This is a genomic window from Streptomyces sp. WM6386 (assembly GCF_000972385.1).
In the GTDB taxonomy this organism is placed as follows: domain Bacteria; phylum Actinomycetota; class Actinomycetes; order Streptomycetales; family Streptomycetaceae; genus Streptomyces.
Genome location: NZ_JXTE01000087.1, coordinates 15,190 through 27,475, shown reverse-complemented (window position 1 = coordinate 27,475; position 12,286 = coordinate 15,190). Strand labels below are relative to the sequence as shown.

The 12,286-nt window shown below is 73.2% G+C and carries 12 protein-coding genes; 6 read left to right on the top strand and 6 right to left on the bottom strand.

Annotation, left to right across the window (positions count from 1 at the left end):
- The 3 genes from TN53_RS35865 to TN53_RS35855 all read right to left on the bottom strand — a co-directional run.
- Positions 1-478: cellulose binding domain-containing protein (locus tag TN53_RS35865; RefSeq protein WP_046262996.1), on the bottom strand; the 478-nt coding region annotated here is incomplete at its 3' end.
- A gap of 107 nt (positions 479-585) precedes the next feature.
- Positions 586-1,992, bottom strand: a complete 1,407-nt coding sequence (locus tag TN53_RS35860; RefSeq protein WP_046262995.1) for a HAMP domain-containing sensor histidine kinase — start codon at positions 1,990-1,992, stop codon at positions 586-588.
- Positions 1,989-2,678, bottom strand: a complete 690-nt coding sequence (locus TN53_RS35855) for a response regulator transcription factor (RefSeq protein ID WP_046262994.1) — start codon at positions 2,676-2,678, stop codon at positions 1,989-1,991. Before TN53_RS35855 ends, TN53_RS35860 begins: the two co-directional genes overlap by 4 nt.
- A 100-nt stretch (positions 2,679-2,778) precedes the next feature.
- Between TN53_RS35855 and TN53_RS35850 the strand changes: the two genes are divergently transcribed.
- A complete protein-coding gene (locus TN53_RS35850) occupies positions 2,779-3,288 on the top strand; it encodes a hypothetical protein (protein ID WP_046262993.1) in 510 nt (169 codons plus the stop codon).
- 22 nt (positions 3,289-3,310) lie between these two features.
- Here TN53_RS35850 and TN53_RS35845 read toward each other — a convergent pair whose 3' ends face one another.
- Both TN53_RS35845 and TN53_RS35840 read right to left on the bottom strand, forming a co-directional pair.
- On the bottom strand, positions 3,311-4,180 hold the full coding sequence (locus TN53_RS35845) for a spermidine synthase (protein WP_046262992.1): 870 nt from the start codon (positions 4,178-4,180) through the stop codon (positions 3,311-3,313).
- A gap of 93 nt (positions 4,181-4,273) precedes the next feature.
- Positions 4,274-4,687: a hypothetical protein gene (locus TN53_RS35840; RefSeq protein ID WP_046262998.1), complete on the bottom strand. Its 414-nt coding sequence runs from the start codon at positions 4,685-4,687 to the stop codon at positions 4,274-4,276.
- 288 nt (positions 4,688-4,975) lie between these two features.
- Between TN53_RS35840 and TN53_RS35835 the strand changes: the two genes are divergently transcribed.
- Positions 4,976-6,451 (top strand): tetratricopeptide repeat protein, encoded by a 1,476-nt coding sequence (locus tag TN53_RS35835; protein WP_046262991.1) that lies wholly within the window; start codon positions 4,976-4,978, stop codon positions 6,449-6,451.
- Here the strand turns inward: TN53_RS35835 and TN53_RS35830 are convergent.
- Positions 6,448-7,044, bottom strand: coding sequence for a histidine phosphatase family protein (locus tag TN53_RS35830; RefSeq protein WP_046262990.1), 597 nt, complete (start codon positions 7,042-7,044; stop codon positions 6,448-6,450). The genes TN53_RS35835 and TN53_RS35830 overlap by 4 nt on opposite strands.
- Before the next feature lie 191 nt (positions 7,045-7,235).
- On the opposite strand from TN53_RS35830, the gene TN53_RS35825 reads away from it, so the two are divergent.
- Genes TN53_RS35825 through TN53_RS35810 form a run of 4 tightly spaced genes read left to right on the top strand, consistent with a single transcriptional unit; the run spans position 7,236 to position 12,229 of the window.
- The gene (locus TN53_RS35825; protein ID WP_046262989.1) at positions 7,236-8,189 is read left to right on the top strand and encodes a phosphatase PAP2 family protein; all 954 of its coding nucleotides are present in this window, start codon (positions 7,236-7,238) and stop codon (positions 8,187-8,189) included.
- Positions 8,140-9,306, top strand: a complete 1,167-nt coding sequence (locus TN53_RS35820) for a hypothetical protein (protein ID WP_046262988.1) — start codon at positions 8,140-8,142, stop codon at positions 9,304-9,306. Before TN53_RS35825 ends, TN53_RS35820 begins: the two co-directional genes overlap by 50 nt.
- Positions 9,297-10,898 (top strand): hypothetical protein, encoded by a 1,602-nt coding sequence (locus TN53_RS35815; protein ID WP_046262987.1) that lies wholly within the window; start codon positions 9,297-9,299, stop codon positions 10,896-10,898. Before TN53_RS35820 ends, TN53_RS35815 begins: the two co-directional genes overlap by 10 nt.
- On the top strand, positions 10,895-12,229 hold the full coding sequence (locus TN53_RS35810; RefSeq protein ID WP_046262986.1) for an AAA domain-containing protein: 1,335 nt from the start codon (positions 10,895-10,897) through the stop codon (positions 12,227-12,229). Before TN53_RS35815 ends, TN53_RS35810 begins: the two co-directional genes overlap by 4 nt.
- Positions 12,230-12,286: the final 57 nt, after the last annotated feature.

Here is a 12,286-nt window from a genome sequence, read left to right as displayed (position 1 = left end):
GGGTGGGGGTCGTGCTCTGCGTGGGGCGGCCGGTCGGCTCCGGAGTCGCGCCGCCTTCCGCGGAACACTTGTCTCCGTCGACGAGACAACCGGTCGGGTCCGCGCTGCCGTTGACGACGAAGCCGACGGTGACCGACTCTCCGGCCCGGATTCCGTCGGTGTCCCACTTCGGCGGCGTCACGGTGACGTGCCGGCCGCTGATGCTCGACTCGGCGTTCCACAGGGAGCTGAGCTCGGTGCCGGAGGGGAGGTCGAATTCCAGGGTCCAGTCCGTCTCCGTCCCACCGCTGTTGTTCGTCACGACGTACTGGGCGGTGTATCCGGTCGACCAGTCACTGGTCCTGGTGTACGCGGCGCCGACCCCGGCCGCCTGAGCCGTACCGGTGAGCAGGATCGCGCCGCCGCCGACCACGGCCGCGGCGACAGCCCCGGCGATCACCTTGTTTCTGCCGCTCACCTTGCGCCGGTGCGTGCTCATGGCGTGCCTGCCTTCGTTGTTCGGGGGTGGGGTGCGGCAGCACGCTAGCGAGCTCGAATCGGACAAAAGGCCTGTTCGGGACGGGGGTTGAGGATCTTAGGGTGCGCTTAAGGAAGGGATCGGGACCGGTTAAAGGTCAAGACCAATCTGCCGCGCCGACGACGCCGTACGCCCCCTCGGTGCCCTCGGCCGGGTGTGCGCTCGCGCCCGGCCGGCTGGATCCAGATCCGCACCTCGGTGCCGCCCAGCACCGACGCACCGATCCGCACATCCCCGCCGGTCTCCTCCGCGAGCCGGCGCACGATGTCCAGGCCGAGCCCGGTCGACCCGGCACTCCCGGACCCCCGCCCACGGGCCATCGCCGCCTCGGGATCGCGTATGCCGGGCCCCGCGTCCGAGACCAGCACGATCACCGCGTCCTCGCCGTTGTGCACGTCGACCGCGAAGGCGGTGCCCTCGGGGGTGTGCCGGAAGACGTTGCCGAGCAGGGCGTCCAGCGCGGCCGCGAGGTCGGCGCGGGCCACGGGTATGCGCACCGGCCGCTCCACACCGGCCACCCGCACCTTGCGCCCCTCGTCCTCGGCGAGCGCCGACCAGAACGCCATCCGCTCCCGGACCACCTCGGCCACATCGCATCCGGCGCCGGGCCCGGCGGCCGCGGTCTGCGGCTTGGCCTCCCTCGCCGTCCGGATGATCGTGTCGACCTCGCGCTCCAGCTGGGCCACCGCGGCCCGGGTCTGCTCGGCGGCGGGCCCGTCGCCGAGCGAGGCCGTGTTGAGCCGCAGCACGGTCAGGGGTGTACGCAGCCGATGGGACAGGTCGGCCGCCAGTTCCCGCTCGTTCGCGAGCAGTTGTACGACCTGGTCGGCCATGGAGTTGAACGCCGCCGCCGCGAGCCGCAGTTCGGTCGGCCCCTCCTCGGGCACCCGGGAGCCCAGCTTCCCCTCCCCCAGTTCGTGCGCGCCCTCGACGAGCCGCTGGGCGGGCTGCACCATCCGTACGCCCAGCCGGTCCGCGACCGCGACCGAGCCGACGATCAGCGCGACGCCGACACCGGCGAGCACCGCCCATGCCGTGGCGACGCCATAGCTGACCTCGGACTCCGGGACGTAGACCTCGACGACCGCGATCTCGCCGGAGCTGAGCGCGACGGGCTGGAGCAGCGTGGAGCCGCCGGCCACCTCACTGGTGGAGGCGCGGCCCAGCTTCCGTACGGTCGCGATGTCCCCGTCGGCGGCGCGCTGTCGCCCGATGTCGACGGTCCGGGCGCCGGCGCCCGCCGGTATGTGCACGGCCATCTCGGCCTCCGAGCCGGCGGAGGCGACGACCCGCTCCAGCTGGTCCCGGTCGGTGGTGATGGACAGGGCGGGCGCGACGGCCGCCGCCTCGCGCTCGGCGTTGGAGAAGGCGCGGTCCCGGGCCATCTCCTTGATGACCAGGCCGAGGGGGACGGCGAAGGCGACCACGACCATGGTGGTGACCGCGAGGCAGACCTTGACGAGTGCCCATCTCACAGCGGCGGCTCCAGCTTCACGCCGACACCCCGCAGAGTGTGCAGATAGCGCGGTCGCGCGGCGGTCTCGCCCAGCTTGCGGCGCAGCCAGGACAGATGGACGTCGATGGTCTGGTCGTCGCCGTAGGACTGCTGCCAGACCTCGGCGAGGAGTTCCTTGCGGGGGACGACGACGCCGGGGCGGCCGGCGAGGAAGGCGAGCAGGTCGAACTCGCGGCGGGTGAGGTCGAGTCGGGCACCGTCCAGTTCGGCCTGGCGGCGCAGCGGGTCGACGACGAGGCCGCCGACCCGGATCACGGACTCCGGCTGCGCCTCACCGACGACGGCCCGGGACCGTCGTAGGACGGCGGCCATCCGGGCGGACAGGTGTTCGACGGAGAACGGCTTGGTCAGGTAGTCGTCCGCGCCCGCGTTCAGCAGCCGGACGATCTCCGCCTCGTCGTCCCTCGCGGTGGCGATGATCACGGGGACGTCGGTGATGCCGCGCAGCATCTTCAGCGCCTCGGATCCGTCCAGGTCGGGCAGACCGAGGTCGAGGATGACCACGTCGAAATGGAAATGGGCGACCTCGCGCAGCGCCTCCAGTGCCGTACCGACGCTGCGCACCGTGTGCGCGGCGTCGGTGAGATGCCGGATCAGCGCCGAGCGTACGAACTGGTCGTCCTCGACCACGAGCACACTTGCCATGCGCCGCACCGTACGCCATGCGAGGGAGGCCCATCCGGCGCCTGTGGACAACTCTCACCTGTGGACAACGCATGGGACGGGTGAGGCAGTATGGCCCGCGATGCGCAGAGGACTCATACACGTACTGGCGTGGTCGCTCGCCACGGGCGCGGCGGTCACGCTGTCGTGGTGGGGCGTCCACACGGTGATGGCGGGCACGGCCTACGACCCCCCTCGCGCCCTGCCGATCACGGCGGCCGACGCGACGACCCAGGAGTCCAAGCCGCTGGCGTCGTCGACGGCGCGGGCGACACCGTCGACGAGCCCGTCGCGCACCCCGTCCCGCACCCCGACGCCGTCGCCCTCGAAGACGCCGACGAAGACCGCCGGCCCCTCCCCCTCCACTTCGGGCCAGGTCAAGAGCTACGACACCGAGGGCGGCCGCGCGGTCTTCGACCTCGGCAAGACCTCGGCGACCCTCGTGTCGGCGACTCCGGGCGCGGGCTGGTCGATGCAGGTGTGGAAGACGGAGACGTGGATCCGGGTGGAGTTCGCCTCCGGCGCGGACCGGGTGTCGGTGTTCTGCACCTGGCACGACAGCGCGCCTCGGGTGGAGGTGGGCACGTACTAGCGAAGACCTGTTGCGAGGCCTGCTAACGGAACACCGACGGCGGCGGCGCGGGTGAGGCGACCGCCGCCGCGTCCGTCACGGGTGCGGCCCCTCCCGTGAAGTCGGTGAGGGGCTTGCCGTGTTCGAGGCGGCCGGGGTGGGGGTCGGAGGCGGCCCGGCGGGTGAGTTCGGGGACGGGGAGCGGGGCGTCGGAGGCGACCAGGACCGCGTTGCCGAAGCGTTTGCCGCGCAGGACCGTCGGGTCGGCGATGAGGGCGAGGTGCTCGAAGCGGGCGGCGGCCGTGGCGATCTGGCCGCGCAGATGGGCGAGCGGGGGACCGTCGGCGAGGTTGGCGGCGTAGAAGGCGTTGGGCCTGAGGGCCCTGCGGACCTCGTCGAGGAACTCCGTCGAGGTCAGGTGGGCCGGCGTGCGGGCCCCGCTGAACACATCCGCGATGACGAGGTCGGCCCAGCCGTCGGGCACCTTGGCGAGACCCTCGCGGGCGTCCGTCGAGCGCACCCTGATCCGGGCGTTCGGATCCAACGGCAGCTCGCGGCGGACCAGTTGGACGAGGGCCGCGTCGCGCTCCACGACCTGCTGGGTGGAGCGGGGGCGGGTGGCGGCGACGTACCGGGCGAGGGTGAACGCCCCGCCGCCGAGGTGCACGGCGTGGACGGGCTTCCCGGGCGGGGCGACCAGGTCGATGACGTGCCCGAGGCGGCGCTGGTACTCGAAGGAGAGGTATGCCGGGTCGTCCAGGTCGACGTGCGACTGCGGCGCCCCGTCGATCAGCAGCGTCCAGGCACGCGCGCGCTCCCGGTCGGGTATGAGCTCGGCGAGGCCGCCGTCGACGGCTTCTACGACGGCTTCGGCGACCGCTTGGCCGCGTCGGCCGCTCCTGGACTTTCCCATGGGGGCATTGTCGCAAGCGGCAGGCGGTCGTGCCGCCGGGGCGGCTTCCGCCCCGCACCGACACCGGGCCCCATCACGTCACGCCACGCCACGTCACCGGCAGTTGTCCGCCGCCTCGATCAACCGCGCCGCCTCCCCCAGCGCCGCCCGCAGCACCGCCGGGTCCGTCGCCAGGTCGGCCTCACCCGGTGGCAGCAGCCAGTCCGAGCCCTCCACCGGAGGCTCGGGGTTCAGTCGCAGCCCCCGCCCGTCGGTCTCCGTACAGGTGCTGCCCGGTACGTCCCACGCGGCGGCCGTGCCCGGCGGGACCACGAAGCCGAGGGTGTCGCCACCGTCGTCGTGGAGAACCGGCCCCACCGCGTCCCCCGCCCCGCGCCGCAGGATGTCGACCGCCTCCAGGCCCTGCCGGGTCGGCACCGTGACGAGGTCGCACCCGGCCTCCGGGGCCGGTGGTTCGCGGCGCTCCGTCAGCGGCGCACACACTTCGATGCTCTGCCTGGTCTCCATCCCGGCCTCCACCACGGAACCCCTCCTCGTAACGAGCGGGTCGGGAGTCGGGCGGCTCCCGGTCCTGTGAAGTTCAACGCCCGGCGGCGTCAACGGCTACGGCGCAAGTCAGCCGCAAAGGATGGCAGTTCATGGCAGATCCCGGATGAGATATCCGGTTTGTAGCCAAACCCTGCGTGGCGGGTCCGGCACAGCGGGTACGTTCATGCCCGCTGGAAACAGGGTGTCACACGCACAACTCACCCCGAATCCGGCATGGTTCGACGGTTCGCACGAGAGGACCCGGCCATGGCGTCGTCAACGATGACCTCGTCCCAGTACCCCAGGCCACCGCGGCCGAACCTCGCGTTCCGGGAGCTGCGCGGACAGCGCTCCCCGGCCGAGTTCGCCGCGGCGGTGCGGCGGGCCGCCCGCGAGATCGGCGAGCGGGTCAGCTGTGACGCGCGCTATGTGGGCCGGGTCGAGGCGGGCGAGATCCGCTGCCCCAACTACGCGTACGAACGGGTGTTCCTGCACATGTTCCCCGGCCGCACGCTCACCGACCTGGGGTTCGCCCCCCGCTCGTCCGTACGCGGACGCGGGGCGCGCACCACCGAGGTCGCGCCACCGGCCTGCGTCTCGACCCCCGTGCACGCCACGGGTGAGACATGGGGGGCGTACGAGCCGTATGACACGCAGGACCCCTACGAGACGTACGACAACGAGGAGAGCGACGTGCTGCGTCGCGCATTCATGACCAGCGGGGGCGCCACGGTGGCCACCGCCTCACTGACCCCCATCGGGCTCGCCCTCCCCCACTCCCGCCTCGGCTCGGGCGGGGGGAGCCCCGTCGCCGCGGCTGCGAGACGCCCCGTCCGCCGGGTGGGGGCGGGTGATGTGGACGCCCTGGACGAAGCGGTCCGCAGGATCCGGCTGCTGGACGACCGGCACGGCGCGGACGGGCTGTACCGGCGCGCGGCGACGCCGCTGCGCGCCGCGTACGCGCTGCTGGACGCCGGAGCCACCCGGCAGACGACCGCCGACCGCCTGCACTCGGGCGCGGGTGAGCTCGCCATCTCGGTGGGCTGGCTGGCGCACGACTCGGGGCGGTACGACGACGCGCGCTCGCACTACGCGGAGGCGCTCGCGACCGCCCGGATGACCGGTGACGCCGCCCTGGAGTCGCACGCCTTCTGCAACACGGCGTTCCTCGCGCGCGACGCGGGGCGCCCGCGGGAGGCGTTGCGCGCCGCGCAGGCCGCGCAGCGCGTCGGACGCCCGCTGGGCTCCGCACGGCTGATGTCGCTGCTCGCGCTGCGCGAGGCGGGCGGCTGGGCGGGGCTCGCCGACCGCACCGGCTGCGAACAGGCGCTGGCCCGCGCCCAGGCCCTCTTCGATCGTGGCCCCTCGGACGCCGACCCCGAGTGGATGAGCTTCTACGGCGAGGCCGAACTGGAGGGCCTGGAGGCGCAGTGCTGGTCGACGCTGGGCGACTGGCCGCGCGCGGCCCGCCACGCGCACCGCGCGGCCGAGCTGCAGGACCCCCACTTCAGCCGGAACATCGCCCTGTACACGGCCGAGCTGGCGGACGACCTGGCCCGCGGCGGCCGGCCCGACGAGGCCGCGGCGGCGGGGATGCGCGTCCTGGACCTGTTGGGTCAGGTGCAGTCGTCACGGATCCAGTCGATGCTGGCGGGGACGGCTCGGGTGCTGCTGCCGCACCGCAGGGCGTCGGGGGTCTCCACGTTCCTGGAACGGCACGCGAGCGTGCCGAGATCGGCCTAGCCCGCGAGATGCCCCAGGTCGTTCCAGCTCTCGATCGCCGGCTCGCCGTAGGCCCAGCCCAGGACCGAAAGCGACGTCGGGTTCAGCCGTATCCGCGCGGCGAAGTCGAGCGGCAGGCCCAGCCAGCGTGCGCCTATGGACCGCAGGATGTGCCCGTGCGCGAAGACCAGGACGTCCCGGCCCGCCGCGCGGGCCCAGGCGACCACCTCGTCCGCGCGGGCCGTCACCTCGGCGAGCGTCTCGCCCTCGGGCACCCCGTCGCGCCAGATGAGCCAGCCGGGGCGGACGGCGTGGATGTCGGCCGGGGTCATGCCCTCGTACGCGCCGTAGTCCCACTCGAGGAGCGTGTCCCACTCGCTCGCGCGCTCCTTGAATCCGGCGATCTCGCACGTCTCACGCGCGCGTGCCAGCGGGCTGGTGCGCACCTCGACCCCGGGCAGACCGTCGAGCGGCGCGCGGTGCAGACGCTCACCGAGTAGTTTGGCGCCTCGGCGCCCCTCCTCCAGGAGCGGCACATCGGTCCTGCCGGTATGTTTCCCGGCCAGCGACCATTCGGTCTGTCCGTGCCGGGCCAGCAGGATGCGCGGTGCCATGAGCCAAGTGACCTTTCGAGGAAAAATGCGGGCGGGCCGCATCCATCATCCCGCACCCTGTGCGGGGGCAACCCGACGGGCGATCTCCGCGTCCTAGAGGGCCGGGGGCCCTCAACAGGGACGACCACATACACCGTAAAGTGGTAAGACCGGGCAACCGGACGCCGCGACAAGAAGGGGGAGGCGATCGGATGCCGCACGCCGAGACACCAGGCATCGAGGCTGCCTCGCGAACCCGTCTGCGCTGGTGGACGGAGTTGCCGCTGCTCGTCCTGGTGTACGCCTGCTACTCGGCGGGCCGACTCCTCGCGCGGGGCGACGTCACGCACGCCGTCGACCACGGTCTGGCGATCCTGAAGGTGGAGAAGTTCCTCCACATCAACGCGGAGCACCCGCTCAACCGCCTGTTCACCAGCCAGACCTGGATCGGTGTACCGGCCGACTTCTGGTACGCGTCACTGCACTACCTGGTCACCCCGGCGATCCTGATCTGGCTCTTCCGGTCCCGCACGGCGCTCTACCGCGCGGCCCGCACCTGGCTGATGACCTCGACGTTCATCGGCCTGATCGGCTTCACCCTGCTGCCGACCTGCCCGCCGCGCCTGCTGTCGGAGAGCTACGGCTTCGTCGACACGATGGCCCAGTACAGCTCGTACGGCTGGTGGGGCGGCGAGGCGAGCGCGCCCCGGGGCATGGGCGGCATGACGAACCAGTACGCGGCCATGCCGAGCCTGCATGTGGGCTGGGCCCTGTGGTGCGGGGTCATGCTGTGGCGCTACGGCGGCACGCGTACGACGAAGGCTCTGGGTGTCGCCTACCCGCTGATCACCACGATCGTGGTGATGGGCACAGCCAACCACTACTTCCTCGACGCGGTCGCGGGCGCCGCCGTCATGGGTGTCGGGCTGCTGCTGGCGCCGTTGGTGCTGCGCGGCGCGGACCGGTTCAAGGCGCGCGCGGCGGTGGTCCTCGCGCCTGCCGCGGCGAGCACTCCCGGCGCACAGGCCTCAATTGTCAGTGCCGGATGCCAGACTTCCGCGGGTGAGCGAATTCCACGGCAGCGCGAGACACGGTTCGGACCAGGAACCGAGCCGAGTGCCTCCCCCTCGGAAGCGGGGGACGGCGCTCCGGCAACAGCTCGCTGAGCTGCGCGGTCCCGACGTACCGGCCAAGGCGCTGGATGCCCGCGCCCTGGCCGCCCTCGCCGCGAACCCGGGCTGCAGACGGCGCGCGATCCTGGACGGCGCCGGGGTGAACAAGGCGGCGCTGGCGGGCGCGCTCGGCTCGCCGTCGGCGTTCGGTCAGTCGCAGTTCGCGCTCACCCGGGGCAACGCGTTCGAGGCGAAGGCCAAGGCGGACGGCGGCGCGGAGCTGCTGCGGCTGGTCCACGAGAGGCTGGACCCGTCCGCCGAGCCGCCCGCCCATGCGCGTGTGCCCGAGCTGACCGCGATCGGCCCCGAGGGGCGCACGGCCCGGACGGCGCTGGCGCTGCGCGAGGCCACCGAGGCGGCCGGCGAGTGGACGCTGCTCGACCACCCGATGCTCGCGCTGGACGTCGCGGGTTCCCCCGCCTTCCTGGAGCCGGACGCGGTGGTCGTGCACCCGGACGGCACGTGGACGGTCGTGGAGATCAAGTCCTTCCCGATGCTGGACGGTTCGGCGGACCCGGCGAAGGTGGGCGCGGCGGCGCGGCAGGCGGCGGTGTACGTGCTGGCGCTGGAGCAGGTCGCGGCGCGTCTCACCCAAGAAAGCGCCCCCGCTCCCGAGGTGCGCGACCGGGTGCTGCTCGTCTGCCCCAAGGACTTCTCCAACCTGCCCACCGCCTCCGCCGTCGACATCCGCAAGCAGCGGGCGGTGACCGGCCGCCAGCTGGCCCGTCTGACCCGTGTCCAGGACATCGCCGAGACGCTCCCCGAGGGCACCTGCTTCGACCCCGCGCGGCCCACCGAGGAGCTGACGGCGGCCGTCGAGTCGGTCCCGGCGACATACGCGCCCGAGTGCCTGGCCGCATGCGAGCTGGCCTTCCACTGCCGTGACCGCTCCCGCGCGGCCGGCGCGGTGACGTCCCTGGGCCGGTCCGTGCGGGCCGAACTCGGCGGCCTGACCACCGTGGCGGACGTCCTGGCCGCGGCCCGCGGAGAGGCCGGGGACGGCGCGGACCCGGCGGTGGCCGCCCTGCGCAGAGCGGCGGAACTGCGGGCCGAGGCGCTGAGCGCCATGGCGCCGGGGGCGACCGCACCGGAGGCACCCGCATGTCACTGATCGCCACCCTCGCCCGCCTGGAAGCCGTCACCAGCGGCCGCGCCCAGCCCTCCGCCACGGTCCGGCACCGACACCTCTGCGACCGGCCCCTCGTCCTCGTGCCGCTCACCACCGCCGGTGAGGCCGGCGCCCCGCTCGGCGCGCTCGTCGGCACCGACCGGGACGCCCCGCGCCTCCTCGTCGTACCGCAGCCCCGCGACCGCGATCTGCGGTTCGCGTTCCTGGCCGAGCTGGCGGACATCGTGCTGCCGTACGTCGACACGTACGCGGAGGCCGTCGAGGCGGCCGAGCGCAGCGAGACCGATCCGGAGACCGGCAAGCGGGTCAAGGTCGAGGTCGAGCTGTGCGCGGACGCCCCGCAGCTGATCGTGCCGAGCCGCGCGGGCATCGACCTCGTACGGCTGCTGGGACGCTCGATGCGTTTTCGGCGTACGGCCGAGCAGGACCCCGAGTCCCCGCATCCCGCACCGCCGCGCGTGCCGTTGCTGGGCCGGTGGCTGACCCACTTCGGGGAGCGGGCCCGGGTCCCCGGCTCCTCCCTGCTGCTCGCCGCGACGGAGGTCCTGTCCCGGCACTGGGCGACCGGCCAGTCCACCCTGGAGGACCAGCACCTGGGCGCGCTGCTCGCCTGGATCGACCCGCCCGAGGGCACGACCGGCGCCGAGGCCGCGCTGGAGGCCGAGCTCGGCCGGGACGCGAAGGGGCAGCTGCTGCACCCGCCGGCCGGCCCCGCCACCGACCCGGCGTTCGACAACAAACTGCTCGCCCCGGCCATCGAGCGCTACGACCGCGCGCGTACCGCCCTCGCCGCCGCCCAGGACGGTCTGGAGGCGGACGACCGGCTCGGTGAACTCACCACCGCCGAGCGGGAGATCAGAAAGCTGGTCGAGAGCCGGACCCGGCCCACCTGGGACGCCGTGTGGCGCGGCCTGGATCTGCTGCGGACGCTGCCCGAGGGCGCGCGCGTCGAGGAGCGCTGGACCCGGGACCGCTGGTCCTTCACCAGCCACCGCGACCGTGTCCTCGCCGGCGAGCCCCCGCAGCCGCGCCGCGACGACGCGGTCACCGCCGCCAACAAGCTCGCCACGCGCGAGCGCGAGCAGGCCCGTCTGGAGGCGCAGGAGGCCCTGGACGACCCGCTGGTGATGGCGGGGCGGCGACTGTCCGGAGAGGCGTTCGCGGGTGAGGTCACGGACGTCGTGATGACGTACAGCGAGGGCAAGCGGCCCAGCCCGCGCCCGCTCGTCACGGTCCGCACGGACGACCGGCCGCACCTCGGGGAGCGCGTGAAGGTGTACCGCTCGCTGAGCGGCAAGCCGCAGACGGCCGAGTTCGTCGGATACGAGAGCGATGGCGAGGAGGACGCCCTGATCGTCCTGCGGATCCTCGACAGGATGGGCCGCGGCAAGGAGCCCGAGACCGGGTCCGTGCCGGAGAAGGGTGACCTGCTCTGCTTCACCCTCTTCGAGCACGAGCAGCGCGGCGGCGCGAAGCTGCCCGACCCGGAGGCCACGCCCTGGACGCACGGCGGGCCGCCCGGCGAGGCGGTCCAGGAGGCCGCCGACCGCATGACCGAGGAGGATGTTCTGTGACCACGGTCTTCGACCCGGGTACGGCCGCCGCGCAGGCCACCGACGCGATCCTCCACAACACCCTGCACAGCGACGAGCGGGGTGTCGTCGTCGACTCCCCGCCCGGCGCCGGGAAGTCCACGCTCGTCGTCCGCGCGGCGCTCGAACTGGCCGAGGCGGGGCGCCCGCTGATGGTCGTCGCGCAGACCAACGCCCAGGTCGACGACCTGGTGCTGCGGCTCGCGGAGAAGAACCCGGAGCTGCCGGTCGGCCGTCTGCACAGCAGTGACACGGACGCGTACGACAAGACGTTGGACGAGCTGACGAACGTACGGACGTCGGCGAAGCCTGCGGACCTGGCCGGTCTCCCGGTCACCCTCTCCACCGCCGCGAAGTGGGCGCACGTCAAGGTCGACGAGCCGTGGCAGCACGCGATCGTCGACGAGGCGTACCAGATGCGTTCGGACTCGCTGCTGGCCGTGGCCGGGCTGTTCGAGCGGGCGCTGTTCGTGGGCGACCCGGGGCAGCTGGACCCGTTCGCGATCGTGGGCAGCGAGCAGTGGGCGGGGCTGTCGTACGACCCGTCGGCGTCGGCGGTGACGACCCTGCTCGCCCACAACCCGGAGCTGCCGCAGCACCGCCTCCCGGTGTCCTGGCGGCTCCCTGCGTCGGCGGCCCAGCTGGTCTCGGACGCGTTCTACCCGTTCACGCCCTTCCGTAGCGGCACGGACCACGGCGACCGGAGCCTCGCCTTCGCGGTCGCGTCGGACGGCTCCGGTCCCGACCGGGTGATCGACGAGGCGGCCCGGTCGGGCTGGGGTCTGCTGGAGTTGCCCGCGCGGCACACTCCGCGCACCGATCCGGAGGCGGTGCGGGCGGTGGCGACGGTCGTGCGCCGGCTGCTGGACCGGGGTGGCGCGGCGACCTCGGAGCGCTCACCGGACCCGGCCCCCCTCACCGCCGACCGCATCGCCGTAGGCACGGCCCACCGCGACCAGGCGGCGGCCGTCCGCGCGGCCCTGGCCGAGCTGGGCGTCACAGAGGTGACGGTCGACACGGCGAACCGTCTCCAGGGCCGCGAGTACGACGTCACGGTCGTCCTGCACCCGCTCTCCGGCCGCCCCGACGCCACCGCCTTCCACCTGGAGACAGGTCGCCTGTGCGTCCTCGCCTCCCGCCACCGGCATGCGTGCATCGTGGTCTGCCGGGCTGGGGTGGGCGAGCTGCTGGACGACTATCCGTCGACGGAGCCGGTGCAGCTGGGGACGGTGGTGAAGTTTCCGGACGGGTGGGAGGCGAACCACGCGGTGCTGGCGCGTCTGGCGGAGCACAAGGTGACCTGGAGCCCTTGAGCTGCCTTTACTGCGCTCTTGCGCGGCCACGAGACAATGGACGACGGCCCACTCCCG

Coding starts and splice junctions, on each gene's coding strand:
- TN53_RS35855 (WP_046262994.1), bottom strand. CDS start 2,678: ATGGCAAGTGTGCTCGTGGTCGAGGACGACCAGTTCGTACGCTCGGCG.
- TN53_RS35850 (WP_046262993.1), top strand. CDS start 2,779: ATGCGCAGAGGACTCATACACGTACTGGCGTGGTCGCTCGCCACGGGC.
- TN53_RS35845 (WP_046262992.1), bottom strand. CDS start 4,180: ATGGGAAAGTCCAGGAGCGGCCGACGCGGCCAAGCGGTCGCCGAAGCC.
- TN53_RS35840 (WP_046262998.1), bottom strand. CDS start 4,687: ATGGAGACCAGGCAGAGCATCGAAGTGTGTGCGCCGCTGACGGAGCGC.
- TN53_RS35835 (WP_046262991.1), top strand. CDS start 4,976: ATGGCGTCGTCAACGATGACCTCGTCCCAGTACCCCAGGCCACCGCGG.
- TN53_RS35830 (WP_046262990.1), bottom strand. CDS start 7,044: ATGGCACCGCGCATCCTGCTGGCCCGGCACGGACAGACCGAATGGTCG.
- TN53_RS35825 (WP_046262989.1), top strand. CDS start 7,236: ATGCCGCACGCCGAGACACCAGGCATCGAGGCTGCCTCGCGAACCCGT.
- TN53_RS35815 (WP_046262987.1), top strand. CDS start 9,297: ATGTCACTGATCGCCACCCTCGCCCGCCTGGAAGCCGTCACCAGCGGC.